A 25,680-nucleotide genomic window follows, 5' to 3' on the forward strand; every position below is an offset into this window, starting at 1 on the left:
AGGATCGTTTCCTTAAGATGAATGAGTGCTTCCTTAAGATCAAGAAGTCTTTTCGTATGATAGAGGACGAAAGAACGCTTGTATTTTATCGGACAGCCATATTATTTTTTACTACTTTTTACTTCTCTCCCTTTGTCCGGATCATGACATTCGGTATAAGGGGGAGAAGAATTACAAAACACAACGAACAGATGAAGACATTTTTTAAAACAACCTTTTTGCTTCTGCTCACCGTGGTGTTGCTGACCCGTTGCGGAGGAAGCGAACCGAAGAATTTTTCTTATACCTACGTGCTGGAGAGCACCCGAACGTATCGGCTTTTTTTCTCGTTAGACAGCCTGGGGCATTACGTCGTAGAGAAGCAAAACATCCGTTTTGAACAGTACGAACCTTACCGTGCGGAAGGGACCCTGACCGACGAGGAATATGCACGGTTCAAAGCGTTACTGGCTAAAAGTAAGCTTTTCGGCATGAACAATTCATACGGCTTTGAGAAGGAACCGGATCAGCCTGTAGCCGACATGATCTACCAAATTGCGTATCAGGCCGACGGGCGTGAAAAATTTATTACCATCCGCCACGAGGAGTCCATGCGTTTTTCCCGTCACTTTACGGAGTTGCTGAAATATACGAACGAGTTTATCAGTGACCGAGTCAAGGAATAGCCGTTATCACATCTTGCCTTTGTCCAGATACTCGGTCTTAAACATTTTGATCAGCAGAAAAAAGATGGAGAGCAACAGCGGGCCGAAAATGATCCCCCAGAATCCGAAAACCGACAGACCGAGAATTACGCCGAAAACCGTGATCAGCGGATGCGTATCGGCCAGTTTTTTCTGAAGGACGAAACGGATCACATTGTCGATATTCGTGAGGATGATGGCGCAGAATGCTCCCAACCCGATCGCGTTCGTCCAATCGCCGACCAGCATCAGATACACCACGATCGGCACCCATACGATGCCGGTGCCGACCAGTGGAATGATGGTTGAAAAGCACGTCAGAAAACCGAAAAGCAAAGCGCTCGGCACACCGAATATCAGATACCCGATGTAGGCAATCAAGCCTTGTATGATGGCAAGTAAAGGGATACCGATGGCGTTGGAGCGTACCATAACGTATACTTCGTTGGCGATATCTTTCCTGTTTTCAGGGTTAAATGGAAGCAGTTCGTAGAAATACTGCTCAATCGCCCGGAAATTAAGCAGGATGAAATACAACAGGAAGATCAGCACTACAACGGTCACGACCATACTGCTCATCTGACTGATAAGGTACTGTATGGCTGTGCTGATATAGCTCGTAGCCGTTGTCAGATTCTCGGACGAGAACAAATCGTAGTCGAATCGTTGCTGGAGTTGCATCTCGAGGTTTTCAATCATCTTTTGCAGGGACGAAATGTCCATGTTGATGTCCTGTACTTTTCCCAGCAACGCCCAAACCATAAAATACAGCGGAACCGTAATGACGACTGCTACTTCGAACAGGATAAGAATTGTGGCCAGAACATGATTCATCTTTTTCTTTTCTGTCAGGTAAATCATCTGTCGGCGTACGATCACAAAAATAGTGAAGGCCCCAAGCAGCCCGTTTACAAACACCCACAATTCCTTAACAATCACCCATCCCAACAACAAGATCAGGATGCCGAGCGAATATTTCCAATATTTTTCTTTTCCTGCCGAAGCCATATTTTTTCTATTTTAAACCGCGTAAAGGTAAAAAGTTTTCCGGTTACGCGTTTTACTCTATTCGATTTTTTTGCGCAGACGCGCCAAATAGCCTCGCATCGCTTCCGTATCGCGCTCGGAGATGATTCTCTGTAATTCGTCCAGCTCGCGCTGGATACGGTCGATCTGCCTCGGCGTACGTGGATTAAACAGGATTTCGGTCAGTAGATAATCATCTTCGGAAAGGACGCCTCGCGCGATTTTCATGTGGCGTCTGAAAGTCGTTCCCGGCGCATCCTGATGTACCATCGTCGCAACGAAAACGAACGTCGAAGCGAACGGAATGCCCAACGAGTAAGCGACGACCTTGTCATGTTCTTCAAACGTGTATTCAAAGATGTTCAGTTTGAGCTTTTCATATAAGTCTTTGAAGAAGATTCTGCCGAGGTGATCGCCTTCGGAGATGATGATGGCGTTCTCTTGCATCAGGTTGCCGAGATTTGCGAACGTAGGCCCGAACATCGGGTGGGTAGAGACGTACGGAAATCCGCTGTCTTTGTAGAATTCCAGCAGGTTCGTTTTCACCGAGGCGATGTCGGCAATGATGCAATAGGGCCGAAGGTGCGGCAATACGCTTCGGAAAGCCTCGATCGTTTGGGTCAGCGTCACGCAGTTGATGACCATCTCGGGGGCAAACGCGTCGATCTCGTCGACCGATTGCATGCGCAAGGCATTGTAGATAAAACGCATCCGTTTGGGGTCTTGTTCGAGTACGGCCACCTCGTGGTCGAAACTCAGCAGGTCGGTAAAGAAAGCCCCCATCTTTCCCGCACCCAGAATCAATATTTTCATTGTTTGTTCGGTTTATTCGTTCATGACAATCATTTGCTGGCGTACCGATTCCTCGTGAATCTCTTTCAGGATAGCCAGTACGAAGTCGGGATTCAGGTCCATGGCCATGCCTGCCTTCGTGCGATTTTCCAGAATCTCTCCGTAGCGAGGCGTTTGCAGTACCGGCATTTGGTGTTCCTTCTTATACACCCCGATCTCTCGCGAGATACGCATGCGTTTGGCCAGCAACTCGAGCAGACTCTCGTCGATGCCGTCGATTTGTCGGCGCAATTCGTGCAGATTCTCGGTCGTCTGATTCGACTCGCGGATGACGAGCAGGTTCAGTACATAATCCAGCACCTCGGGCGTAATCTGCTGCGCCGCATCGCTCCATGCGTGGTCGGGGTCGCAATGCGATTCGATGATCAACCCGTCGAAATTCAAGTCCATCGCCTGCTGACAGAGTGAGGCGATCAGTTCGCGTTTGCCTCCGATATGGCTGGGGTCGCAAATGATCGGTAAGTTCGGCATGCGGCGACGCAGCTCGATGGCGATATGCCAGAGCGGAAGATTGCGATACATCTTCTTGTCGAACGAGCTGAACCCGCGATGTACCGCTCCGATGCGGTGGATGCCCGCCCCGTAAAGCCGCTCGATGGCGCCGATCCATAGCTCCAGATCGGGATTCACCGGGTTTTTGACCAGCACGGGTATATCGACCCCTCGCAGCGCGTCGGCTACGTCTTGCATGGCAAACGGATTGACGGCTGTTCGCGCACCGATCCATAACACATCGACTCCGGCCTTTAAGGCTTCAAAAACATGATCTCTCGTGGCCACCTCGGTAGCTACGTACATGCCCGTCTCTTCCTTTACCTTTTTCAACCATTGCAGTCCAATCGTACCTACTCCTTCAAAGCCGCCGGGTTTGGTGCGAGGCTTCCAGATACCCGCACGAAAGATACGGATACCGATCGCCGCCAATCCTTTGGCCGTAGTCAAGACCTGCTCTTCGGTTTCGGCACTGCACGGGCCGGAAATCACGAGCGGACGCTTGTCTTCGATTCCCGGTAATAAAATAGATTGTAGTTCTAACTGTTCCATACACTTTATTTTTTTCTGTTTATCAAAACTTCGTTTTATTGTTTTCGTATACGGCTTACCCGTACCAGCGCTTCGGCCAGCTGTTCGTTCTTGCAACAGAGCGACAGCCGTACATAGCGTTCGCCCGCCTTGCCGAAAATAAATCCGGGCGTGATAAATACCTTCGCTTCGCGCAGTACACGATCGGCCAGCGCTTCACCGCTTATTTCCGTATCGGCGATCTTTCCCCAGAGAAACATACCCACTTGCTGCTCGTCGTACGTACAATTCAGCGCTTCCATGATTTGCCCGGCCAACTTGCGACGGCTCTGATAGATACGGTTCATCTCGGCATACCAGGCCGGCGGTGCATTCAACGCTTCGACTACGGCCGATTGCATCGGACGGAACTGCCCTGAATCGACGTTGCTCTTCACTTTCAGAATCCATTCTACGAACTGCGCGTTCGACACCAGCATCGCCATACGCCATCCCGGCATGTTGTGCGCTTTGCTCATCGAGTTGAGTTCGATCGCGATCTCTTTCGCCCCTTTTACGCGCAGGATGCTACGCGGATGATCGTTGAGGATGAAGCTGTATGGGTTATCGTGACAGATCACGATTCCGTGGCGACGGCCAAAAGCGATCAGCCGTTCGAACAGAGCGTCGTCTCCGTCAGCACCGGTCGGCATATTCGGGTAGTTCGTCCACATCAGTTTGATACGGGCGAGGCCGCCGGCCTTTCGCTCGTCCACGATCCGCTCCAGTGCGTCGAAATCGGGCTGCCAGCCGTTCGATTCGTGTAGCTCGTAGGCGATGAGGTCTGCCCCGACAAGCCGGCTCACCGAGCTGTACGTCGGATAGCCCGGATTAGGCACGAGCACGCCGTCGCCCGGATTGAGGAAGGCCATGGAGATATGCAGAATCCCTTCTTTCGAGCCGATAAGCGGCAGGATTTCCGTTTCGGGGTCTGCCTCTACGCCGAACCATCGCCGATACCATCCCGCATAGCCATGCCGCAGTTCGGGAATGCCTGTATAAGGTTGGTAACCGTGCACATCCGGTCGGCATGCTTCGCGACAGAGCGTGGCGATCGCCTCGTCCGATGGCGGCAAGTCGGGACTTCCCACGCCGAGGCTGATCACACGCATTCCCGCGGCGTTCATCGCGGCGACTTCTTTCAGTTTCTTTGAAAAGTAATATTCCTGCACGCTGTCCACACGCGCGGCAGGCATAACATCATATACCTTGTTTTCCTTCTGCATATTCACCTAAAATTTTCAAATCCTTCGTCAGCGGCATAATCGCATCCAGCGCCTGTTTGTAGCGTGGATAATCCGAAAACGTCAGATTGACGTAAAACAAATATTCCCATTCGCGCCCGATAATCGGCAAGGACTGTATTTTCGACAGATTCATATCATAGAACGAGAGAATCGTCAGAACTTTCGAGAGGCTGCCGGCCGTATGTGGCAGGGAGAAGACGAGCGAAGCCTTGTTCTTTGTCACTCCTTCAAGGAGTTCGGAAGCCATCGACGGAGTGGCCACGGCCAGAAAGCGCGTATAGTTGCGTTTGTTCGTCTCGATACCTTCGGCCAGCACCTCCAGCCCGTACATCTCGGCTGCCCGACGTGCACAGATGGCGGCATGGCCTTCCATGTTCTCCTCGGCGATCCGTCGTGCACTGCCTGCTGTGTCGTCCATCTCGACGAGCTTGACATGCGGAAGCGTCTCCAGAAAATCATCGCATTGCATCAGGGCGATGGGATGCGAATTAATCTCCGTAAGATCGGACATTTTGGTGCCCGGAAGTGCGGCCAGTGAGTGCATGATACGTAATTTATACTCTCCTGCCACCACGCACCCGCTTTGTCGGATCAATTCGTGATTTTGCAACAAACTGCCGGCGATTGTGTTCTCGATCGCCATGATTCCGACCGTCCGTTCATCGGACGCGACTCTTCGCACAAGCTCCTTGAACGTCTCGCACGGCACTAACTCGATCGGTTCGTCTTCAAAATAGCGATGCGCCGCTACATCATGGTACGAACCGGCTATCCCTTGTATGGCAACTTTTCTCATTCTCTATCTTTCTTTTTTTTCTTCATGTTTGCAACATCAAAAAAAAATCCCGCCATTCACATGGCAGGATTCTTTTTAAATGTCTAATACCCTATGGCACTTTCTTACATTCTTTTCACACATATCAAGTCCTGCCTTTATCTGTTTGAAGATAAAAGTAATAATACTTGTAGGTGTAAAATCGTTTCACTTTTTGTTTACTTGATTATATCACGTGCAAAGATACATCACCTTTTTTAACATGCAAGAAAAAAAACGTTTTTTTTCTTGTATCTCCGGATAATTTTATGCGAGAGCACTTGCAATCCATTAATTGTTGCTGATTTTTAAGCGCTCCCAGATACGTTGTGGAACGAGTCGCAAGAAGAAGACCAAAAGACGGTAACGCCAGTCGATGACCACAACGCGTTTGCGCTTTTCTATTGCCCGGACGATATGTCGAGCCACAACTTCCGGGCGCATGAGCATCGGATATTTCTTTTGCTTGTCGAGGATGGCCGTATCTACAAATCCGGGTCGTATATCGGTGAAAATAAGGTTGTCCTGCTTTAGATGCGTCAACTGAGCCAAAGCGTCGATATAGGTATTCTGGAAACGTTTGGAGGCCGAATAAGCCGGAGCGCTTCCCAGCCCTTTTGTACCCGCAATCGAACTGATGACGGCGATATGTCCGCCGCCGTTGTCGTGGAAATAACGGTAGGCCGCTGTTACCATACGGATAAATCCGGAAACGTTCGTAGCTGCCGTCCACAACTCGATATCTTCTTGCAGGGTTGTATTTTGCCGCCCGACGCCCGACGAGAGAAAGAACAGTTCCATCCCGCCCATGGCCTCGATTAACCGATGTAAACGCTCCGGTGCGTCGTCGCGTGTTACATCGAGCATTTGCGTCGTCACCCGCTCCGGGGCCAACGTCCGCAAACGTTCCAGCTCCGCTTCGCGACGACCTGCCACACCCAGCGCCCAGCCGCGAGCGAGTAAAAGTTTCGCCACTTCCAGCCCAATGCCGGAAGTGGCGCCTATAACAATCGCTCGTTTCACCTTACAGCGTGCCTTTCGCTGCGTTCAGCGCTTTTTCGTAATCAGGTTCCGTCGTCAACTCTTTCACGTATTCGACGTAAACGACTTTTCCTTCCGGATTGATTACAACAACACCGCGTGCCAGTAACATATTTTCTTTGATCAGAAAACCATATTTCCGGCCGAACTCCGACTGCATGTAATCCGATAGCGTATGAATACGGTCGATTCCTTCGGCCGCGCAGAAACGTCCCAGAGCAAACGGTAAGTCTTTCGACAAAGTCAGTACGACTACGTTCTCCGACAATGCCGTCGCTTCTTTGTTGAAGCGTTTTGTTTGCATGGCGCAGACGCCGGTGTCGATTGACGGAAAAACGGAAAGAATCACCGTCTTGCCTTTGAAGTCGGACAGAGATACGGGTTTGCTATCGCGACCTACGGCTGTAAAATCGGGAGCCGTGTCGCCCATTTGAATCATTTCACCCAGCAATGTCAGCGGAGCGCCAGTGAAAGCAATTACGCCTTTGTTTTCTTTTAATTCGTTCATCATATCCAATTGTATCTTGATTAAATAATAAATAAATTTCATGAATCCGCCCTGTCGGGCTGACATTCATTTCATGCGGCTAAGTTAGTCAACCTTCAGCATAAAACAAAAAAGCCAATGTACGATTTCGCGCACATTGACTTTTATTAACTAACATGTCTCTGTTATTTTACGGGGCCGCAATCAACTGATTTCGATTGTTCGCTGTGCCTTGTGAATCTCTTCGTGCGAGAGTTTGGGCAGATCGATATTCAGTACGCCGTTTTCTACTTTTGCACAGATTTTATCCTTGTCTACATCGTCCGGCAGAATCATTGCCTGCTGGAACTTCGAGTACGAAAATTCGCGACGCAGATAACGTGCTTCCTTATTCTCTTCGCTCTTTTCACTCTTTTTCTCCATCGAGATCACCAAATGGTTGTCCGCATCGATATTGATGTGAAAATCTTCCTTCGTCATGCCCGGGGCTGCGACCTCGACCGTATAACGGTCTTTCATCTCCTTTACGTTGATGGCCGGTGCCGTTGCGTTCGTTCGTCCCATCCACTCATGCTCAAAAAAATCGTTGAAAATGGACGGTAACCAGTCGTTCTGATTTCTTCTAATCAAAGTTGTCATCATTCAATCCTCCTATAATTTAATGTTCTTTTTTTGAAGTCCGACTCGTCAATCTCGTGATATCCGACCCTCTATCGAGTGGTTACCTCCGAATTTGTTGAATCGGTTTCATTGGATAAGATACAAAACGCATACCATCGCATTTTATGTGTCAAAATGGCGTGTTTTTTTGTTGTGGGGTTAATTTTTGTATGTCAAAATGGCGCTTTCGGGGTGGTGTATGGGCTCAATTCGCTCTTGTATAGGTGTTTGTGCTTTTGGTTACGGAGTTCTATCCGGATTTCGTTTGATTTTTTGATCGTATTAAAGCTTCGGAAGTTCCTGCAAATATGCTTCTACTTTGGTATAGAGTTCATTTACGCTGTCTGTAATCGGTCGGCAAGCCGTATCGATAAGGAGAACCTCTTCGTCCCAAGCATGGTACTCTCTCTTCTCCACTTCTTCCCACGTCGGAAGGGATAAGTTTGCAATGTCTGTCGTTCTGTTTTCTACCCGTAACCGGTGTTCTGTCTTGTCCGAACAGACCACTTCGATGTTGACATATCGGGCCCCGCATTGTAGAGCTGTCTCTTGCCACTCTTTCCGGGTAAGGAGGATGGGGTTGCATCCGTCGGCGACGACATGGTTACCGAGGTGCAGATTCTCGGCCGCGAGTCGGTAGGATAGTCGATAACCTTCGCCTTCTACGCGATAATGGCATAAGTCTCGTAAACCTTGTTCAACGGTGTCGATCCGTAAGTAGACTGCGTTATATTTTTGAGCTAATGCTTTCGCAAGAGTTGTTTTTCCGGTAGCCGGCAAGCCGGAAAACAGAAATAAGATGGCCTTCATGCTGATGTGTAATATGGATATGAATGTTGGCGATTTCCTTAATGCGCAAAAGGATGAAGCTCAGTACATGGGGAAATAAAAAAGAGTTGTCTCATACCGAGGCAACTCTTTCGATCTATCAGAAGATATTTATTTTGCTTCTTTTTTCTTTGAGCAGCATTCTTTCTTCTTGTCGCAAGCCTTGTCTTTCTTGCAAGCTTCTTTGCCTTCTTTCTTGCAGGCTTCTTTACCTTCCTTCTTGCAGCACTTCTGCTCTGTCTTTGTGCACTCTTTCTTCTCTTTCGTATCCTGTGCATTGGCAGAAACGCCCAATGCCATGGCAGCAACGATCGCTGCGCTCAAAATCATTTTCTTCATCGTTTTGTTACTTTAAAAAATTAATACCGGATGCAAAGAAAAAAGATTTTGTGATTCGTCCTACTGTAAGCACTTAAAAATTAAATATCTTTATTTCATCTATACACATTTTTTCAGCTTGGATGGACACTGCTTTCAAGAGAGAGCGCTATCTTTGCAACATGTTAGAGACAGCATCCATCCGAAACGATTTTCCCATTTTGCGGCGTGAAGTATATGGTAAGCCGTTGATTTATCTTGATAATGCGGCTACGACTCAGAAGCCTCGTTGCGTTGTCGAGAAAATTGCGGAAGAGTATTATTCTGTAAATGCGAATATTCATCGCGGGGTTCATTTCTTGAGTCAGCAGGCTACGGAAGCGCACGAGGCTGCCCGCGAAACCGTACGGGCATTTTTGAATGCCCGCTCTTCGGCCGAAATCATTTTTACACGCGGTACGACCGAAGCAATTAACCTCGTTGCGTCAAGTTTTTCACGTGCTTGTACGACGCCCGGGGACGAAGTAATTGTCTCCGTGATGGAGCATCATGCCAATATTGTTCCCTGGCAATTACACGGCCTGAAGTTAAAAGTGATACCGTTTAACGAGCGCGGTGAACTCGATCTGGACGCGTTTCTCCGGTTGTTTACTGATAGGACGAAGCTTGTAGCCGTGACCCATATGTCGAACGTGCTCGGGGTGATTAACCCGGTGGAGGAGATTGTGCGGATAGCTCATCAACACGGGATACCTGTTCTTATAGACGGAGCTCAGGTCGTAGCCCATCAACAGGTTGACGTACAGCTTCTCGATGCGGATTTCTATGCTTTTTCCGGGCATAAAGTCTATGGGCCTACAGGCATCGGTGTACTCTACGGAAAGGCGGAATGGTTAGACCGCCTGCCGCCTTATCAGGGAGGTGGGGAGATGATTCACAACGTAACCTTTGAGTATACGACGTTTAATGAGCTTCCGTATAAGTTCGAGGCCGGTACTCCGGATTACATTGGCAGCACGGCCCTGGCCGAAGCGTTGAAGTATCTACAGGCCATCGGGCTTCCCGAGATTGCGGCGCATGAGCGCGAGCTGCTTCGTTATGCGACGGAACGGCTCGATGAAATGCAAGATATCCGTATCTTCGGACGTACCGAACACAAAAACAGCGTCGTCTCTTTTCTGGTGGGTAATATCCATCATTACGATATGGGCATGTTGCTCGACCGTCTCGGCATAGCCGTGCGCACGGGGCATCATTGTGCGCAACCGCTTATGCACGCACTTGGCATCGAAGGGACCGTCAGAGCGTCGTTCGCACTTTATAATACAAAGGAGGAAGTGGATGCACTCGTCGAAGGAATCCATCGCATCCGAAAAATGTTTTGATCAATTATAATGAGCGCCCTTCCTGATAAGAGGATTTAGGAGATACGTGCAGGAAGAGAATGTTGAAACAGAGAATAAAAGATGATAAACCAAGGTAAATCTTCATAATATGAAACTACAGATCGTAAAATGTTTTATCGTTCTGCTTTCGGGTTTATTCAGCATCCCGCTGTATGGACAAGAGGATTATTCTATTCTGATACATAAAGCGTATAATGTGATGTGGAAAGAAAAGGACATGGATGGTCATAAAAAGGCCCTTAGGATGTATGAAGAAGCTTTTGACCTGTTTCCTGACAGCATCGACACATCTGAATTGAACGATGCATCCATCTTGGCTGCATGGTTGAACGATCATGATAAGGCCTTTAAGTACCTGAACGCTTTTGTCGCCATGAAGACAGCGAAAAATGGATATCCCAGTTGGCGGTATGTAGTAGGGAATAACTCTGAAGTTGATTATAAGAATTTACTTGATGATCCCCGATGGATCACGGTGAAAAATATAGCACTCAAAGATAAGGCCTTGTTTTATGACAAATTGAGAGAGGAAGAGGAAGAATTCTACGAAGTGCATAAGATTGATTTCGAGCAAATGAAAGATGTGATGGTTTTATATGATAATATACGGAATTATCATCCGTATAAAACAAAACAAAAGCAAGATTATTCAATTACATTTCAATTAAATGATTCTGCGCGGACATCTTTTTTTATCCATTTGCCACAGAATTATAATCCGGAGAAAAAATACCCTCTTTTATTTTTTCTTCATGGTGCCGTACGGGGAAACCGTTTGGCAGATTTTCAAATTGCATCATGGGTGCTATTCGATTGGAACAGGTATTATACAAAATATGCTGCCTTGAATGATGTTATTTTGGTTTTTCCTCGAGGAAGTAAAGAGTTTAACTGGATGTTCCCCGATGATGGATTTTTTATGGTTCCAGCTATGTTGAAATCTATCAAAAAGGCAATTAATATAGATGACAATAAGGTGTTTATATCGGGGCATTCTAATGGGGCAACGGGTTCATTCTCGTACTTGATGAAGCTGCCTTCTTCGTTTGCCGGATGTTATGGATTCAACACCTACCCGAAAGTCTTTACTGGAGGAACTTTTATAGAGAATATCAGAAATCGTTCGTTTATAAATTTCTCGACTGATAAGGACTATTACTATCCTCCACATGCGAATGATAAATTCACCCAATTGATGAAGAAAATGAATACCGATTATCATGAATATCGATATAACGGCTTTCCCCATTGGTTTCCTCAATTTGATGAGTCGGAGCCAGCATATCGAATTTTATTTTCAGACTTGGTAAAACGGGAAAGGAATCCTTTTCCAAGGGAGATATCTTGGGAGTTTGATGATGACCGTTATGGAACAATCGATTGGCTTTCCAATATAAAATTGGATACATTAGTGGAGCGGAAGAGTTGGCATAAAGAGTCTAACTTTAGAATTGATAAATGGTTGAAGTATGACAAAAACGATAGCTTAGTTGTTTATCATGTAGATAGAAATGCGTTTGATTTTCCTCGTAAATCAGGTAAGATCAAGGCTGAGTACAATGATAACGTCTTTCGAATAGAAACTTCTCGTATAACTTCGTTTTCGGTAAATATCTCTCCGGAAATGGTGAATATGAGAAAGAAAGTACAGATTTATGTAAATGGAACACTGCGTTTCAGCAAACGGGTCGGATATGATCGAGATTTCATGCTACGCAGCTTTAAGGAAAACCAAGACAGAAAGCAAGTTTGGGTGAATCAGATAGACCTATCCTTGAATCATTATTAGCTTATTCGAATGGATTTGCAAAGGGAGGATCTCTTAAAATCAATAAAATATTGTAGGTTGATAATGGATTAGGATACTCATACATGACTTATCATTAACAGATCGAGATTGTTTTTGGGAGTGCATACAGATATTCAATCAAAACGAATCAAAAGACTATTTATAGTTAAATTATATATACAAAAACATTATGATACTGACAACAACACCTTCTGTCGAAGGACAAACAATTACCTCGTATCGAGGCATCGTGAGTGGTGAAGCGATTATCGGCGCCAATATTTTCCGCGATTTCTCTGCCTGTATTACAGACCTTGTCGGAGGCCGTTCGAATGCCTACGAGAAAGTTTTAAGAAAAGCGAAAGATGCGGCCTTGCAGGAGATGGCAGAACAGGCGAAAGAACTTGGTGCGAATGCGGTGCTCAGCATAGACCTGGACTATGAAACGATCGGAGGAAGCATGTTGATGGTGACGGCGAGTGGAACGGCCGTGACGGTAGCATAACATGCTTCAACCTTATCTCAAAAAAGGACGCCTCGAGGCCGGATGCGACGAGGCCGGCCGAGGTTGTCTGGCCGGTGCTGTCTATGCAGCTGCCGTCATCCTGCCGCCTGATTTCCACAATGAACTGTTGAACGATAGCAAGCAGCTGACGGAAAAAAAGCGTTACGCTTTGCGGCCGATCATCGAAGAAACGGCGACGGCTTGGGCGATCGGCATCGTAACGCCCGAGGAGATCGACCGGATGAATATCCTGCGTGCTTCGATCTTAGCGATGCATCGCGCCATCGACAAGCTGAAAGTAAGGCCGGAATACCTGCTGATCGACGGAAACCGTTTTGCTCCGTATCCCGATATTCCGTATGAGACAGTCGTCAAAGGAGACGGAAAGATGATGAGCATTGCCGCAGCCTCGATTTTGGCTAAAACGTATCGGGATGACTACATGAACGAACTGGCCGAGGAATATCCGGCGTACCATTGGGAGAGGAACAAAGGTTATCCCACTGAAGCGCATCGTGAAGCCATCCGTCGCGCAGGAACGACGCCTTATCATCGCAAGAGCTTTATGCTCCTGCCGCCTGCACAGTTGAGTCTAGAGCTGTGAATCAGGTCTAAGTCGCTTTGGTGCTGAATGCTAAAGCATACATTTTCATCTGTTTCAGCATCGCGACGAGACCGTTGGAGCGAGTAGGAGAGAGATGTTCTTTCAATCCGATGCGTTCGATAAAGTACAGATCGGCGTCGAGAATCTCCTGTGGCGTGTGATGGGACAGCACGCGTATGAGTAACGATACGATGCCTTTTACAATCACGGCGTCGCTCTCGCCCTGAAAGATCACCTTTCCGTCTGTGTAATCGGCCTGCAACCATACGCGACTCTGGCATCCTTCAATCAGGTTATTACTTGTTTTGTATCGCTCGTCGAGCGGTGGCAGCGCATTGCCCATGTCGATCAGTAAGGCATACTTATCCATCCAGTCGTCGAATACGGAGAATTCTTCGATTACTCCGTCCTGTATCTCGTTAATGGTCATTTTAGTCAATTCTTAATAGTTATAAATTACGCTCAAAACCGTCTCACCGACAGCTTTCAATGTTTCACGGTCGATATTCTCCATCGTATCGTTTTGCGTATGCCAGTAAGCTCCAAAGCCGGAGCGGGTATCCGGGTCGTAGTTGATGATATCCAGACAGGGAATGCGAAGTCCTTGTATCACATATTGATGGTCGTCGACGATAGTGCCTCCTTGCGCGTTGATGAAATACTTCCCGTATCCCAACTCGCGTGCGGCGGCCCAGACTTTCTCTACGTATCTCGCGGCATATTGCACAGAGGTGCCTTCCTTATAAAAGGTAGCACCGCGTGAGCCGACCATGTCGAGTAGGATGCCGAATTCGGCTTTGTAGTTGGGTACATGCGGGTTTTTGGCCCAGAATTGTGATCCGAGACACCATGTATCGGGTTTGTACTCGTCGACGAATTCCGGCGTACCATAGTCTTCCGCATCAAAAAAGACGATATCAATGCCCATGTCGGGCGTCTTTGCCTGAATCTGACGAGCGATTTCGAGGAGCACGCCAACGCCGCTTCCCCCGTCGTCGGCACCGTCTATCGGCTTGCGGTGATTGGCTTCGTCGGCATCATGGTCGGCGTAAGGACGGGAATCCCAATGGGCGAAGAGGAGTATGCGACGCGATTTCTCGGGCTGGTAGGCTCCGATGATATTTTGGGCCTTTAATTTGTCGCCGTTGTACGCCGTCAAGACGGCTTCCTGCACATAGACTTTCGCTCCGTGACGCTTTAGTTCTCCTGCCAGATAATCAGCGCATAATCGGTGCGCTTCGCTGTTCGGCACGCGCGGGCCGAAGGCTACTTGTCGTTCGATATAGGCATAAGCGCTGTCTGCATTGAACGTCGGAGCCTCTGTGCGCACGTTCGTCTGATCAGGTGTTGCCGTTACTTCTTTGGTCGTATTCTTTTGCCCGCAACACGATAGCAACAAACTGCCGAGTAATACTCCTACGTATTTATTCATTGTTATATTCATGATTGTTGTCGATTATTTTTTATTGTTTTGCACCTCGCGCATAACTCGCATCAGATTGCCTCCCCATATTTTGGCAATGCTTGCTTCGTCCAGCCCTTCGCCAATCAGGCGCATTGTGATCTGCATCAGTTCATTAGCGGCACGACAGCCTATCAGTTCGCCGTCACCGTCGAAGTCGGAACCGATGCCTACATAATCGATTCCGACCAGATCGATCACATGCAGGATATGCCTGATGGCATCACTCAACGAGGCTTTATCCGGCGATTCGTTGATAAATCCCTTATACAGGCAGATTTGTATCACGCCGTCTCGTTGTGCCAAGGCTTTGATCTGATTGTCGTCAAGGTTGCGGCGATGATTGCATAAGGCGCGGCATGAGGAATGCGAGGCGATGATCGGGTGGGTGCTGTGCTCCAGAACATCATAAAACGTACGATCGGCAGCATGCGACACATCGATCATCATTCCGAGACGATTCATCTCGGCCACAACCTTCTTGCCGAACGGGCTGAGACCGCCCCATTCCCCTTGTCCTGCGGCGGAGTCGCAGAGGTCGTTGTCGCCGTTATGACAGAGTGTAATATACGATACGCCCATTCCCCGGAAACGGTGCAGATTCGTCAGGTCTTTGCCGAGCGCGTAGCCGTTTTCAATCCCTAAAAGGATGGCCTTCTTGCCTTCGTCTTTCAGTCGACGTATATCATCCGGTGTCTGTGCAATACCCAATTGCTGCGGATAACGTTTGGCTTGTTCGATAACTTGTGTAAGCCGGTCCGTCGCATAGTCCGTCGCCTTCTGTAAGGATGCGGCATCCCGCTCGCCCTGCGGGATATACGCTACCATAAAAGCTGCGTCGAGAAGGCCTTCGCGCATCAACGGAAGGTTGACTTTGCCTCCTTCCTTGCGCCCGAGGTCGAATGTTTGAAAAATCATCGGCGTATCCGTATGCGAATCGATCGTGACCATCGTGCGGTGTAGCGCTTTCGCCCGGGCATATACTTTCGCCTGATGGACATGATAACGAAAGAGGTTCAACATCGTCTCGTTTCCGGATACGGCCATAGGCTCCGGATGCCACTGCACACTGAAGATCGGGTATTCGGGATGCTCCATCGCTTCATTCACTCCGTCCGGCGCCGTAGCCGTGGCTACAAATTCGGGTGCCAAATCTTTAACGGCCTGATGATGGATGGAATTAACCGCGATTGAAGTAGATAACTGGGGAGATATTGCTTGAGGTAAACCGTTGAAATGTAATGCTGTTTGTAGCTTGGAGAGAAACGGAGCTAACGTGACCGCATGTGTAGCCACATGACGGGCTTCTTCCTGACTGTGTTTCAATGCCTCTTTCGAGTGTTGCGCGTAAATATCCTGATAAAGCGTGCCGCCGAATGCGGCGTTGACCAGCTGATGCCCCCGGCAAATTCCGAAAATCGGTAACTGACGGTCGAAAGCAAGCCGTAGCAACAGAAAATCGTACTCGTCACGATAAGAATCCGTATCCCCGAGTTCGGGAATCGGCGCTTCGCCCAAATATTCGGGGTCGATGTCGCCCCCGCCCGAAAAAATCAGCCCGTCGAACTCCTCTACGATCGAAGTCAGCGTATGCATATCGGTGATTACCGGAATCAGGACAGGCGCGCCGCCGGCCATCACGACCGATTGGAAGTAAGGCTCTGCAATGCACGAGGTGCCGTCTTTCCGGTTCGCCGAGATTCCGATTTTTGGCTTACGGTGAGAAGGAACGGTCGATGCGGCACATTCGACGTTCTTGTATAATGTATGGAGCAGAACAGCCATAAGATGCTTCGGGAATGGATAAATGAGGGCAATTCATGAAAAGAATTGCCCTCGTATGTATTTGGATATGTGATTATGCATCGATATGAGCATACGTTGCGTTCTCTTCGATAAAGTCACGCCGCGGAGCCACGTCTTCTCCCATCAGCATGGCAAACGTCGAGTCTGCTTCCACCGCATTTTCTATCGTGATCTGCTTCAAGGTACGATTTTCCGGATTCATGGTCGTATCCCATAGCTGATGATCGTTCATCTCTCCCAGACCTTTGTAGCGCTGTGTATGTACTTGATTTTCATTTCCTCCGCCATACGTGTCGATAAACTTCTGGCGCTGTTGCTCGGTCCAGCAATATTCTTCCACCTTTCCTTTTTTGCACAAGTAGAGCGGGGGAGTAGCGAGATAGACGTACCCTTTCTCTATCAGTCCGCGCATACGACGGAAGAAGAAGGTCAGAATCAGCGTCGCAATATGGCTTCCATCCACGTCGGCATCGGTCATGATGATAATCTTGTGGTAGCGCAACTTGCTTAAGTTCAGTTCCTTCGGGTCGTCTTCCGTGCCGATGGTGACACCCATCGCCTTGAAAATATTTTGAATCTCTTCACTTTCAAAGATCCGGTGCTCCATCGCTTTCTCCACATTCAGAATCTTTCCACGCAACGGTAGGATGGCCTGAAAATTACGATCGCGTCCTTGTTTCGCCGTACCGCCGGCCGAGTCTCCCTCGACAAGGAACAGTTCGCATTCTGCCGCATCTTTCGAGGAGCAGTCTGCCAGTTTGCCCGGCAGTCCTCCGCCCGAGAAGGGTGACTTGCGCTGTACCATCTCGCGTGCCTTACGAGCCGCCTGACGCGCCGTAGCCGCAAGAATCACTTTGTCGACAATCGCTTTGGCCTCTTTCGGATGTTCCTCCAGATAGTAGCCCAACGCTTCGCCTACCGCCATATCGACGGCACCCATCACTTCGTTGTTTCCGAGCTTCGTCTTGGTCTGTCCTTCAAATTGGGGCTCGGCGACCTTAATCGAAATAACGGCTGTCAAGCCTTCGCGGAAGTCGTCTCCCTGAATCTCCACTTTCGCCTTTTCAAGAAGTTTCGAGTCTTCCGCATATTTTTTTAAGGTACGCGTCAAGCCGCGACGAAAGCCCGAGAGATGCGTTCCTCCCTCAATCGTGTTGATGTCGTTCACATACGAAAAGACGCTCTCGTTATACGATGTATTGTACGTCATCGCCACTTCGACCGGAATCCCCTGTTTCTCTGTTACGATATGGATTACATCATGAATCATCGATTCTTTCGATTTGTCGATGTAGCGAACAAACTCTTTCAATCCTTCATTCGAATGGAAGACTTCCGATTTGAACGACCCGTCTTCTTTCTTTTCGCGTTTATCGGTTAATGTCAGATAGATGCCGGCATTCAGGAACGCCAGCTCGCGCAAACGATTAGCTAAGATTTCGTATTTGTACTCCGTAACCGTGAAAACCGTATCATCCGGCTTAAACGAGATGATAGTGCCGGTACGGTCGATCGTTCCTGTCTCGCGGATATCTCCGAGAGGTTTCCCCTGTGAAAATTCCTGTACGTAAATCTTTCCGTTACGATGTACTTCTGCTTTCAAATAGGAAGAAAGTGCATTCACACACGAAACGCCGACACCGTGCAAGCCTCCCGAGACCTTATAGGTTCCCTTGTCGAATTTGCCCCCGGCATGAAGCACCGTCAAAACGACTTCAAGCGCCGACTTGCCTTCTTTCTCGTGATAATCGACGGGGATACCTCGCCCGTCATCCGTTACGCAGATTGAATTATCTTCGTTGATTACGACCTCAATGTTTTTACAGAAACCCGCGAGCGCTTCATCAATCGAGTTGTCTACCACCTCATACACCAAATGATGCAAGCCTTTTTCGCCCGTATCTCCGATATACATGGCGGGACGCTTGCGAACCGCTTCCAAACCTTCGAGCACCTGAATATTCTTCGACGAATATTCTTTACTCGCTGCTTTTATTTCTTCGTCACTCATTGTGCTTATATCTTTATCTAACAATTTTAATGTAAAAAGCTAACAAATATAGTCGTTTTTTTCAAGACAGAAGAGTGTGTGTGTGGTAAAAAGTATTAAAAAGCGGCAGAAGGGCAATGAATGGCCATTCTGCCCGATAGTGTAGCCCGTAGGGGAATCGAACCCCTCTTTTGAGAATGAGAATCTCACGTCCTAGCCGATAGACGAACAGGCCATTAGCCAAAAAAGCCGGACATTTACTGCCCGGCTCTTTTATTTCGTTTGAGCGAAGAATATAGAGGCGATTATGCCAAAGCACTTACATGTTTCGCCAACTTTGATTTCAAGTTGCCGGCTTTATTCTTATGTATCACATTGTTCTTTGCCAGCTTGTCAAGCATCGAACAAACTTTTGGATACAATTCCTCCGCTTCCTTTTTGTTTTCCGTAGCGCGCAACTTCTTTACGGCATTACGCATCGTTTTAGCTCCATAACGATTGCGCAAGCACCGTGTAGCTGTCTGCCGAATTCTTTTTATGGATGATTTATGATTTGCCATCGCTTTATTTCTCTATTTTATCTTATCTTTTTTTTGTAGCCCGTAGGGGAATCGAACCCCTCTTTCAAGAATGAAAATCTTGCGTCCTAACCGATAGACGAACAGGCCATTGTTTTGTCAAATAGACTTACTCTACTTAATCCATCTTTATGGTAGCTCTCTTGCCTTTTTGCGAGTGCAAAGATAGAGACAATTTTTAATCCTGCAAAATTTCCGTCTTTTTTTTTGCAATTTAACAAATCGATCGAAGACGAATACTTCAATTTAGCACGGTTATGAAAACGCGCAACGTTTGCTTAGGCAGGGAGGCTTGTTTTGTACTGATATTCGCACGACCGAAATTTTTCGTCCTTAATTTTAAACGCAACTAATCATCGATGTGTATATAATTATAAAAGGAACAAAAAAGCTGATGGGAAATAAGAAAGAAGAATTACTGCTGCGGTACTTTGCCGGAGAATTAAATAAAACGGAAGAGAAAGAGTTGCTCGACTGGTTGAGTCAGGATGATGAGCGTAAGGAAACATTTCGGAGGATGGCTGATACATGGGCGGTGGCGCATGTACCGCTTTTTGCCGGACGGTTAAAGGCGGACGGCGCGATGTGGTTTCAAGCAAGTAGAAATGCCGTAAAGCTACGGAAACACTGGGTGAGTGTTGCTGTAGCCTGCATGATATCGGTTGTTGTCGCGCTTTCGGCTTTTTGGCTCGGGAAGCGTGCTGGTAACGCATCCCTCGATATCTGCTATCGCACGACGGTGCCTGCGGGCTCGCGTTCCGAAGTCGTCCTGCCCGACGGAACAGTTGTATGGGTCAATGCCGGCTCTTCCTTGACGTATCGCGAGAATCGTCGCGAGCAGATGCGTAGCGTGATGCTTGAAGGAGAGGCTTACTTCGAGGTAAAGCCTGATCTTAAAAAGCCGTTTATTGTCGAGTCGGGCGCTTTGCAGGTGCGGGTACTGGGAACAAACTTCAATGTTAAAGCGTATGGCGATGAGGAGACAGTCGATGTCGTACTGCTTTCGGGGAAAGTCGACGTTTGGCCGAACGGCCGCGGAGATGCATCGCATGTGCTCTCACCCGACGAAAAACTGACGTATCATCGGGAGACAGGCCGTGTTGAAAAACGTCGGGTTGAGGCGCATGATTATTGCGCATGGAAAGACGGACGGATATACTTTGAGGAACGACCGTTCATAACGCTAGCCAAAGAATTGGAACGGTTGTATAATGTTCGTATACAGGTTGATAGCGAACTGTTGAAAACGGAGCGGTTTTCCGGCTGTTTTCTTCGCACCTCTTCGCTCAATGATATTTTGCACGAAATAGACATGGAGCACCGATACCGTTGGGCGTACGATGCTACGGGAGCGCTTGTTATTCGTGACAAGTAGCTGCTTTCAGAAATGATTGAAATTGAATGAGGTCCTAAATAAATAACAGAAATATTTACATTTTTAAAACTAGTATCTATGAATCAAAGCAAACTAAGAAAACTGAACAGACGGCTGGTGACCGGTTTGTTGCTGGCGCTTATGCTGTGCACACCCAGTGTTTTGTCTGCCTCTCCGTTGCAGGTACAACGGATGTCTGTCAAATTGGAAAACGCAACGCTGCAGGAGCTGTTTAATCTGATTGAAGAAAAATTCGACTATTCGTTCCTGATTCGTAACAACGACATCGACTTGAGTGAACGCATCACGATCGATGTAGCCGATCAGTCGGTAGAAACGATTCTGACCAATGCCCTGAAAAAACAAAGCGCGGCTTTCACCGTAAATAACCGACGGATTATGGTGTATAAAGCTCATACAGCCAAAGTTTTGCCGATTACCCAGACTGCTCAGCAGGCTGGCAAGGTCACTGGTACTGTCGTTGACGCGATGACCGGTGAGCCGGTCATTGGTGCCAATATCACGGTAAAGGGAACGACGATAGGTACAATTACCGATGTCGACGGGAACTTCTCGCTCGAAGCACCGGAAGGAAGCGTGTTGGTAATCTCGTATATCGGCTATTTGACGATTGAGCAACTCTCCACGCGCACGCCCATGCAGATAATCCTGAAGGAAGATACGCAAGCGCTTGAAGAAATCGTAGTGGTGGGTTACGGTGTTCAGAAGAAAGAAAGCCTTACGGGCGCTTTGCAAACGCTCAGCAATGAGAAACTGACGAATATCACGACGCCTTCGGTACAGAACATGTTGAATGGTAAAGTGCCGGGGGTATTTGTCGCGCCGGGTGACGGTCGTCCCGGATCGGCCGGACGTGTCGTCATTCGTGGAAAAGCATCTATTAACGGAGAGACACAACCTCTTTGGGTGATTGATGGGGTCATCGTCGGTACAGGGCCGGGTACTACGCTTAACCCCAATGATATCGAAACCATGACCGTGCTAAAAGATGCCGCTTCAACTGCGCTCTTCGGTTCGCAAGGTGCCAATGGTGTGATTGTCGTTACGACGAAAAAGGGGGCTGCTGACAAGCTGACTGTCAATGTCTCGGCCAAGCTCGGTTTGAGTAGCTTAGACAACGGTAATTTAGAAGTAATGAATGGGGCAGAACTATATGATTATTACAAGTCGTTTTCGAATCAGGAGATGATTTCATTTCCTCGTTGGAACGAAGATTTGCGCAAGAGTGATTACAACTGGTGGGATATCGCGACACAGACCGGAATGGTGCAGGAATATAATGCCTCTGTATCAGGAGGTACTGAAAAATTGCGCTCTTACTGCTCGTTCGGGTATTATGACGAGGAAGGCGCGGTTATCGGATACGACTATAAAAAATATTCTTTCCGTTTGCGTACGGAATTAAAGCCGATAAAATGGTTGACTGTTAAGCCGCTGATTTCCGGTTCAAAGAGAGATATCGATAATCGGGAGCGTTCGGTTTCAGCCATGTATTCTTATCTGCCTTGGGATAGTCCTTACCTGGAAGACGGGAAACCGACCCCTCCCCGATCGAAGACCTGGGTGAACAGCACAGCAACGAACTATCTGTATGATCTCCAATGGAACAAAGGGGCATCAGTGACTTATACGTTTATGGGAAATCTGGATTTTGATATTCGTATCACGGATTGGCTGACGTTTGCCTCAGTCAATAATTATTCCTATACGCAATATGAAGATACTTATCTGACTGACCCGCGCTCGTATGCCGGCTCAGGGGTAAAAGGGCGCTTGACCGAAGAAACACAAAAGACAGAACGCAGATATACCAATCAGATTTTACGTTTTAACCGGAACTTTGACAGACATGCCGTCAACGGATTGGTAGCGTATGAGTACAACGACTATCGTTTTAAGAAAATTGAGGCAGATGGTACCGGATTCGTACCCGGATTGGAGGTCCTTAATGTCACAGCTAAGCCGGAGAAAGCGGCCGGATATATTTTGGAAAAAGCGAAACAATCTTTCTTGTTTAACATGCATTATGCATATGACAACAAATATCTCGCTCAACTGTCGTTCCGTCGTGATGGGGCCTCTAACTTCGGTGACAATCAGAAGTACGGGAACTTTTTCTCCATTAGTGGAGGCTGGAATATCGAGCGCGAAGCTTTCATGGATTACGGCTGGTTGAATCAACTTAAGTTACGTGCTTCGTATGGAACAACAGGAAACGACCCGACATCGCTCTATCCGCAATATGACTTGTATGCTGCTAATTCTACTTATAATGAAACGCCGGGCGCCTTGATTTATCAAATCGGGAACAAAAATCTGACTTGGGAAAAAACATATACGCTTGATATCGGACTTGATTTGGCTGTGTTCGACCGATTGCGTATGTCATTAGACTTTTATCACAAGTATACGGATAACGTGTTATTTAGCAGGCCGGTTTCAGGACTGACCGGAGTTACCAGTATATGGCAGAATATCGGCGAGATGAGAAATAAAGGCTTAGATATTTCGATCGGCGCGGATCTAATCAAGACAAAAGATTGGCAGTGGAGTGCTGATTTTAACATAGGAATTAACCGCAATAAGATTGAAAAACTGTATGGTGCCCCTAACCCCGAGACAGGTGAGCCTCCGGTTCTTATCAATAGCTCTTTGGGAGGCATAGCCGGCAGTATTAACGGCATATTGAAGCCTGGATATGATGTAGATACATATTACGGTCGTGAGTGGGCCGGTGTGAATCCGGAAAATGGGAAACCTCAGTGGTATACGACCGATAAGAAAACAGACGAACGTATTATTACCGAATCTTATGCAAAGGCAGATGAAGTGATTTTGGGACGTTTCTCGCCCGACTTTTTCGGTGGATTTTCCACACAGATGAGTTGGAAGAATTTTGACTTGGATGCCGTGTTTGGCTATTCAGTTGGTGGTAAGATTTACCACTATTCACGTTCGGAATACGATTCGGACGGAGCATATACGGACAGGAATCAAATGAAACTTCACAAAGGTTGGAGCCGTTGGCAGAAAGCCGGAGATGTAGCGACCCATCCATTGCCTGCTTACAATAATCCTTCCAATTCGAATAAAGTATCATCACGCTTTATTGAGAAGGGAGATTATTTGAAACTGCGTAGCTTAACCCTTGGATATACATTGAACCTACCTCGATGGGAGATTTCGGCGTTGCGCTTATTTATTTCGGCTGAGAATGTATTTACACTTACCGGTTATTCGGGAGTTGATCCGGAGACTCCGATTAATAAAGATGGAATCAGAAATATTACCATCAATCCATATCCGAATATCCGTAAATTTATATTCGGTGTGAATTTTACCTTATGAACAGGAATATCAAGATCAATAAAAATTTAATTACAATGAAAAAGATAATATCAATGCTAATCATGGCAACTTTCTGGGCATTTACGGGATGCGATATCGAGCGATTCCCGCATACCGATTTGTCCGCGGATGAGGTGAAAAAAAATCCGGAAGCTTCGCTTGATGCATTACTCAACGGAGCCTATGCACAGTTGAAAAAATGGTCGGATGTGATGCATCGCTGTGGAGAGTATTCAGGAGACAACATCATGATACGTGGAACATCCACTGACGCATTTTACGAATTCATTTCTTATTCGCGCACACCAAATAACAACCGACTACAATCGTTTTGGGATAATAGTTATAAGGCTATAGCACAGACTTCCAACATTCTCAAACTTGTTGAGGAAGGGACCAATAAAGATATTGATAACAAACTTGGAGAGTGTTACTTCATCCGTGGCTTTCTCTATTTCTATCTTTGTCGTGCATACGGTAGACCGTACTATCAGAATCCGGAAACGAATCTGGGAGTACCTATCGTAAACGGTACGCCGGAAGATATATTAGGCCCTCTTCCGGATCGTTCCAGTGTGCAAAAGACATACGAACAGGCTATTTCGGATTTGAAGAAAGCCGCTACGTTGATAACAAAGAATAACGGTGCTGCTTACGGATCGAGGGAAGCGGCATGGGCTTTGCTCTCCCGTATTTATCTTTATATGAGCGGTACATTTGACCACCCTAATGCCGAATATGCAGAACTTGCCATTGAGTATGCCGATAAGGTGATTCAATCGGGTGTATATAAGATGCTGGAACGTGCTGATTTTATGAAGTATCATACTTTTACCCCCGAACAGAATAAAGAGACCATTTTTGCCATTAAGCGTGTGGCTTCCGAATTTTCGGGCTGGGATCACTACTATGGGGTAGGAGGAATGTATGCCAATATTGGCGGTATGGGATGGGGCGAAATGTATGCCAGTGCGAAATATATCGCATTGCTCGACGAAACCGGGCGTAACGATTGGGCAAACGGCAAAATCGTTGATGCACGGGCCGCATTTATCGAACCGCAGTATGTAAAGGACGGAAAAAAGGTGTTCCGCTTTATCAAAAAGGTATATAACACTCAGGGAGTACATACGAACTACAATTATGTGCAGGCCGAAATAAAAAACAGTGCCGATAATTCAACACTTACCTGTGTCGAAAATACCGAAACGTATACACTTACGCCTGTTGATCGGGAGCAGGGAATTTGGTCGATTCAATACAAAGACGGGAATACATATACCGGGGTAATTGATCCGGAAATGAGAGTCAATCGCGTATATCCTATGTTTTATATTGTCAAATGTTCGCGCGAAGGAGAAGACTCTCACTTGCATTCTCCGGTTATTACCCGTTTGGCTGAAATGTATCTGAACAAAGCTGAAGCAGCGGCTAAGCTCGGCGATTACGCCACGGCGTTAGCTGCGCTTAACATTGTTCGTGAGCGTTCGTTGCCCGGGAAAGGTTACGATGTACTGACTGCCGAAAATGCCGAAGCACGTATAGAGAAAGAACGTACGCTCGAATTGGCCTTTCAGGCCGAGCGTAGCTACGATGTTTACCGAAACGGTCATTCGTTGACACGTCACTATCCGGGACCGCACAATGCGCTGGAAGAAATCCAACCGAAAGATTATCGGACGGTTTATTTCATCCCCCAAAATGCCATCAATGCCTATCCGGAAGGAAGCAAACTGACACAGAATCCGACATCAAATTAATCTGGATTAAGATAAGAA

At 47.3% G+C, this 25,680-nt stretch carries 23 protein-coding genes and 2 tRNA genes; 8 read left to right on the top strand and 17 right to left on the bottom strand.

Annotation, left to right across the window (positions count from 1 at the left end):
• The first annotated feature begins 191 nt into the window (after positions 1-191).
• Complete coding sequence (locus Q4A89_RS06415; RefSeq protein WP_303184411.1) at positions 192-665, top strand: hypothetical protein; 474 nt, start codon at positions 192-194, stop codon at positions 663-665.
• A gap of 6 nt (positions 666-671) precedes the next feature.
• Here the strand turns inward: Q4A89_RS06415 and Q4A89_RS06420 are convergent, their stop codons facing one another.
• The 10 genes from Q4A89_RS06420 to Q4A89_RS06465 form a co-directional block, all read right to left on the bottom strand.
• Positions 672-1,691, bottom strand: a complete 1,020-nt coding sequence (locus tag Q4A89_RS06420) for an AI-2E family transporter (protein ID WP_303184412.1) — start codon at positions 1,689-1,691, stop codon at positions 672-674.
• A gap of 57 nt (positions 1,692-1,748) precedes the next feature.
• A complete protein-coding gene (locus Q4A89_RS06425; protein WP_303184413.1) occupies positions 1,749-2,522 on the bottom strand; it encodes a prephenate dehydrogenase/arogenate dehydrogenase family protein in 774 nt (257 codons plus the stop codon).
• A 12-nt stretch (positions 2,523-2,534) separates the two neighbouring features.
• Entirely contained in the window at positions 2,535-3,605 is a 1,071-nt protein-coding gene (locus Q4A89_RS06430) for a bifunctional 3-deoxy-7-phosphoheptulonate synthase/chorismate mutase type II (RefSeq protein ID WP_303184414.1), read from the bottom strand.
• A gap of 35 nt (positions 3,606-3,640) precedes the next feature.
• Entirely contained in the window at positions 3,641-4,849 is a 1,209-nt protein-coding gene (locus Q4A89_RS06435; RefSeq protein WP_303184415.1) for a pyridoxal phosphate-dependent aminotransferase, read from the bottom strand.
• On the bottom strand, positions 4,824-5,666 hold the full coding sequence (locus tag Q4A89_RS06440; protein ID WP_303184416.1) for a prephenate dehydratase: 843 nt from the start codon (positions 5,664-5,666) through the stop codon (positions 4,824-4,826). Before Q4A89_RS06440 ends, Q4A89_RS06435 begins: the two co-directional genes overlap by 26 nt.
• 309 nt (positions 5,667-5,975) lie before the next feature.
• Entirely contained in the window at positions 5,976-6,707 is a 732-nt protein-coding gene (locus Q4A89_RS06445) for an SDR family oxidoreductase (protein ID WP_303184417.1), read from the bottom strand.
• A gap of 1 nt (position 6,708) precedes the next feature.
• Positions 6,709-7,233 (bottom strand): thiol peroxidase, encoded by a 525-nt coding sequence (tpx, locus tag Q4A89_RS06450; protein WP_303184436.1) that lies wholly within the window; start codon positions 7,231-7,233, stop codon positions 6,709-6,711.
• 183 nt (positions 7,234-7,416) lie between these two features.
• Complete coding sequence (locus tag Q4A89_RS06455) at positions 7,417-7,854, bottom strand: Hsp20/alpha crystallin family protein (RefSeq protein WP_303184418.1); 438 nt, start codon at positions 7,852-7,854, stop codon at positions 7,417-7,419.
• Between the two features lie 300 nt (positions 7,855-8,154).
• On the bottom strand, positions 8,155-8,682 hold the full coding sequence (locus Q4A89_RS06460; protein WP_303184419.1) for an AAA family ATPase: 528 nt from the start codon (positions 8,680-8,682) through the stop codon (positions 8,155-8,157).
• 129 nt (positions 8,683-8,811) lie between these two features.
• The gene (locus tag Q4A89_RS06465; protein ID WP_303184420.1) at positions 8,812-9,039 is read right to left on the bottom strand and encodes a hypothetical protein; all 228 of its coding nucleotides are present in this window, start codon (positions 9,037-9,039) and stop codon (positions 8,812-8,814) included.
• Between the two features lie 161 nt (positions 9,040-9,200).
• Between Q4A89_RS06465 and Q4A89_RS06470 the strand changes: the two genes are divergently transcribed.
• The 4 genes from Q4A89_RS06470 to Q4A89_RS06485 all read left to right on the top strand — a co-directional run bounded on the left by Q4A89_RS06470 (position 9,201) and on the right by Q4A89_RS06485 (position 13,322).
• Entirely contained in the window at positions 9,201-10,403 is a 1,203-nt protein-coding gene (locus Q4A89_RS06470; protein ID WP_303184421.1) for an aminotransferase class V-fold PLP-dependent enzyme, read from the top strand.
• Positions 10,404-10,623: 220 nt separating this feature from the next.
• Entirely contained in the window at positions 10,624-12,213 is a 1,590-nt protein-coding gene (locus Q4A89_RS06475) for a hypothetical protein (RefSeq protein WP_368389499.1), read from the top strand.
• A 190-nt stretch (positions 12,214-12,403) separates the two neighbouring features.
• Positions 12,404-12,718 carry a heavy metal-binding domain-containing protein gene (locus Q4A89_RS06480; RefSeq protein WP_303184423.1) on the top strand — a complete coding sequence of 105 codons (315 nt, stop codon included), beginning with the start codon at positions 12,404-12,406 and terminating at the stop codon, positions 12,716-12,718.
• Position 12,719: 1 nt separating this feature from the next.
• The gene (locus Q4A89_RS06485) at positions 12,720-13,322 is read left to right on the top strand and encodes a ribonuclease HII (protein WP_303184424.1); all 603 of its coding nucleotides are present in this window, start codon (positions 12,720-12,722) and stop codon (positions 13,320-13,322) included.
• 7 nt (positions 13,323-13,329) lie between these two features.
• On the opposite strand, the gene Q4A89_RS06490 is transcribed toward Q4A89_RS06485, so the two are convergent.
• The 7 genes from Q4A89_RS06490 to Q4A89_RS06520 form a co-directional block, all read right to left on the bottom strand.
• The gene (locus Q4A89_RS06490; protein WP_303184425.1) at positions 13,330-13,752 is read right to left on the bottom strand and encodes a SufE family protein; all 423 of its coding nucleotides are present in this window, start codon (positions 13,750-13,752) and stop codon (positions 13,330-13,332) included.
• A 12-nt stretch (positions 13,753-13,764) separates the two neighbouring features.
• On the bottom strand, positions 13,765-14,754 hold the full coding sequence (locus Q4A89_RS06495) for a M28 family peptidase (protein ID WP_303184426.1): 990 nt from the start codon (positions 14,752-14,754) through the stop codon (positions 13,765-13,767).
• A gap of 24 nt (positions 14,755-14,778) precedes the next feature.
• Entirely contained in the window at positions 14,779-16,569 is a 1,791-nt protein-coding gene (locus Q4A89_RS06500) for a gamma-glutamyl-gamma-aminobutyrate hydrolase family protein (protein ID WP_303184427.1), read from the bottom strand.
• Positions 16,570-16,642: 73 nt separating this feature from the next.
• Positions 16,643-18,601, bottom strand: a complete 1,959-nt coding sequence (gyrB, locus tag Q4A89_RS06505; protein WP_303184428.1) for a DNA topoisomerase (ATP-hydrolyzing) subunit B — start codon at positions 18,599-18,601, stop codon at positions 16,643-16,645.
• Between the two features lie 142 nt (positions 18,602-18,743).
• A tRNA-Glu gene (locus Q4A89_RS06510) sits at positions 18,744-18,815 on the bottom strand.
• A gap of 70 nt (positions 18,816-18,885) precedes the next feature.
• The gene (rpsT, locus tag Q4A89_RS06515; RefSeq protein ID WP_124750773.1) at positions 18,886-19,140 is read right to left on the bottom strand and encodes a 30S ribosomal protein S20; all 255 of its coding nucleotides are present in this window, start codon (positions 19,138-19,140) and stop codon (positions 18,886-18,888) included.
• 36 nt (positions 19,141-19,176) lie between these two features.
• Positions 19,177-19,248, bottom strand: a tRNA-Glu gene (locus tag Q4A89_RS06520).
• A 304-nt stretch (positions 19,249-19,552) separates the two neighbouring features.
• Between Q4A89_RS06520 and Q4A89_RS06525 the strand changes: the two genes are divergently transcribed.
• The 3 genes from Q4A89_RS06525 to Q4A89_RS06535 all read left to right on the top strand — a co-directional run bounded on the left by Q4A89_RS06525 (position 19,553) and on the right by Q4A89_RS06535 (position 25,662).
• Positions 19,553-20,533, top strand: a complete 981-nt coding sequence (locus tag Q4A89_RS06525) for a FecR family protein (RefSeq protein WP_303184429.1) — start codon at positions 19,553-19,555, stop codon at positions 20,531-20,533.
• A gap of 78 nt (positions 20,534-20,611) precedes the next feature.
• Positions 20,612-23,902 (top strand): TonB-dependent receptor, encoded by a 3,291-nt coding sequence (locus tag Q4A89_RS06530; protein ID WP_303184430.1) that lies wholly within the window; start codon positions 20,612-20,614, stop codon positions 23,900-23,902.
• Between the two features lie 35 nt (positions 23,903-23,937).
• Complete coding sequence (locus Q4A89_RS06535) at positions 23,938-25,662, top strand: RagB/SusD family nutrient uptake outer membrane protein (RefSeq protein WP_303184431.1); 1,725 nt, start codon at positions 23,938-23,940, stop codon at positions 25,660-25,662.
• Positions 25,663-25,680: the final 18 nt, after the last annotated feature.

Origin of the sequence: Tannerella sp., from assembly GCF_030528505.1 — a bacterium.
Classification (GTDB): Bacteria; Bacteroidota; Bacteroidia; order Bacteroidales; family Tannerellaceae; genus Tannerella.

Coding starts and splice junctions, on each gene's coding strand:
- Q4A89_RS06470 (WP_303184421.1), top strand. CDS start 9,201: ATGTTAGAGACAGCATCCATCCGAAACGATTTTCCCATTTTGCGGCGT.
- Q4A89_RS06425 (WP_303184413.1), bottom strand. CDS start 2,522: ATGAAAATATTGATTCTGGGTGCGGGAAAGATGGGGGCTTTCTTTACC.
- Q4A89_RS06435 (WP_303184415.1), bottom strand. CDS start 4,849: ATGCAGAAGGAAAACAAGGTATATGATGTTATGCCTGCCGCGCGTGTG.
- tpx (WP_303184436.1), bottom strand. CDS start 7,233: ATGAACGAATTAAAAGAAAACAAAGGCGTAATTGCTTTCACTGGCGCT.
- Q4A89_RS06460 (WP_303184419.1), bottom strand. CDS start 8,682: ATGAAGGCCATCTTATTTCTGTTTTCCGGCTTGCCGGCTACCGGAAAA.
- gyrB (WP_303184428.1), bottom strand. CDS start 18,601: ATGAGTGACGAAGAAATAAAAGCAGCGAGTAAAGAATATTCGTCGAAG.
- Q4A89_RS06465 (WP_303184420.1), bottom strand. CDS start 9,039: ATGAAGAAAATGATTTTGAGCGCAGCGATCGTTGCTGCCATGGCATTG.
- Q4A89_RS06500 (WP_303184427.1), bottom strand. CDS start 16,569: ATGGCTGTTCTGCTCCATACATTATACAAGAACGTCGAATGTGCCGCA.
- Q4A89_RS06420 (WP_303184412.1), bottom strand. CDS start 1,691: ATGGCTTCGGCAGGAAAAGAAAAATATTGGAAATATTCGCTCGGCATC.
- Q4A89_RS06475 (WP_368389499.1), top strand. CDS start 10,624: ATGTGGAAAGAAAAGGACATGGATGGTCATAAAAAGGCCCTTAGGATG.
- Q4A89_RS06455 (WP_303184418.1), bottom strand. CDS start 7,854: ATGATGACAACTTTGATTAGAAGAAATCAGAACGACTGGTTACCGTCC.
- Q4A89_RS06440 (WP_303184416.1), bottom strand. CDS start 5,666: ATGAGAAAAGTTGCCATACAAGGGATAGCCGGTTCGTACCATGATGTA.
- Q4A89_RS06415 (WP_303184411.1), top strand. CDS start 192: ATGAAGACATTTTTTAAAACAACCTTTTTGCTTCTGCTCACCGTGGTG.
- Q4A89_RS06530 (WP_303184430.1), top strand. CDS start 20,612: ATGAATCAAAGCAAACTAAGAAAACTGAACAGACGGCTGGTGACCGGT.
- Q4A89_RS06490 (WP_303184425.1), bottom strand. CDS start 13,752: ATGACCATTAACGAGATACAGGACGGAGTAATCGAAGAATTCTCCGTA.
- Q4A89_RS06485 (WP_303184424.1), top strand. CDS start 12,720: ATGCTTCAACCTTATCTCAAAAAAGGACGCCTCGAGGCCGGATGCGAC.
- Q4A89_RS06430 (WP_303184414.1), bottom strand. CDS start 3,605: ATGGAACAGTTAGAACTACAATCTATTTTATTACCGGGAATCGAAGAC.
- Q4A89_RS06480 (WP_303184423.1), top strand. CDS start 12,404: ATGATACTGACAACAACACCTTCTGTCGAAGGACAAACAATTACCTCG.
- Q4A89_RS06525 (WP_303184429.1), top strand. CDS start 19,553: ATGGGAAATAAGAAAGAAGAATTACTGCTGCGGTACTTTGCCGGAGAA.
- Q4A89_RS06535 (WP_303184431.1), top strand. CDS start 23,938: ATGAAAAAGATAATATCAATGCTAATCATGGCAACTTTCTGGGCATTT.
- Q4A89_RS06495 (WP_303184426.1), bottom strand. CDS start 14,754: ATGAATAAATACGTAGGAGTATTACTCGGCAGTTTGTTGCTATCGTGT.
- rpsT (WP_124750773.1), bottom strand. CDS start 19,140: ATGGCAAATCATAAATCATCCATAAAAAGAATTCGGCAGACAGCTACA.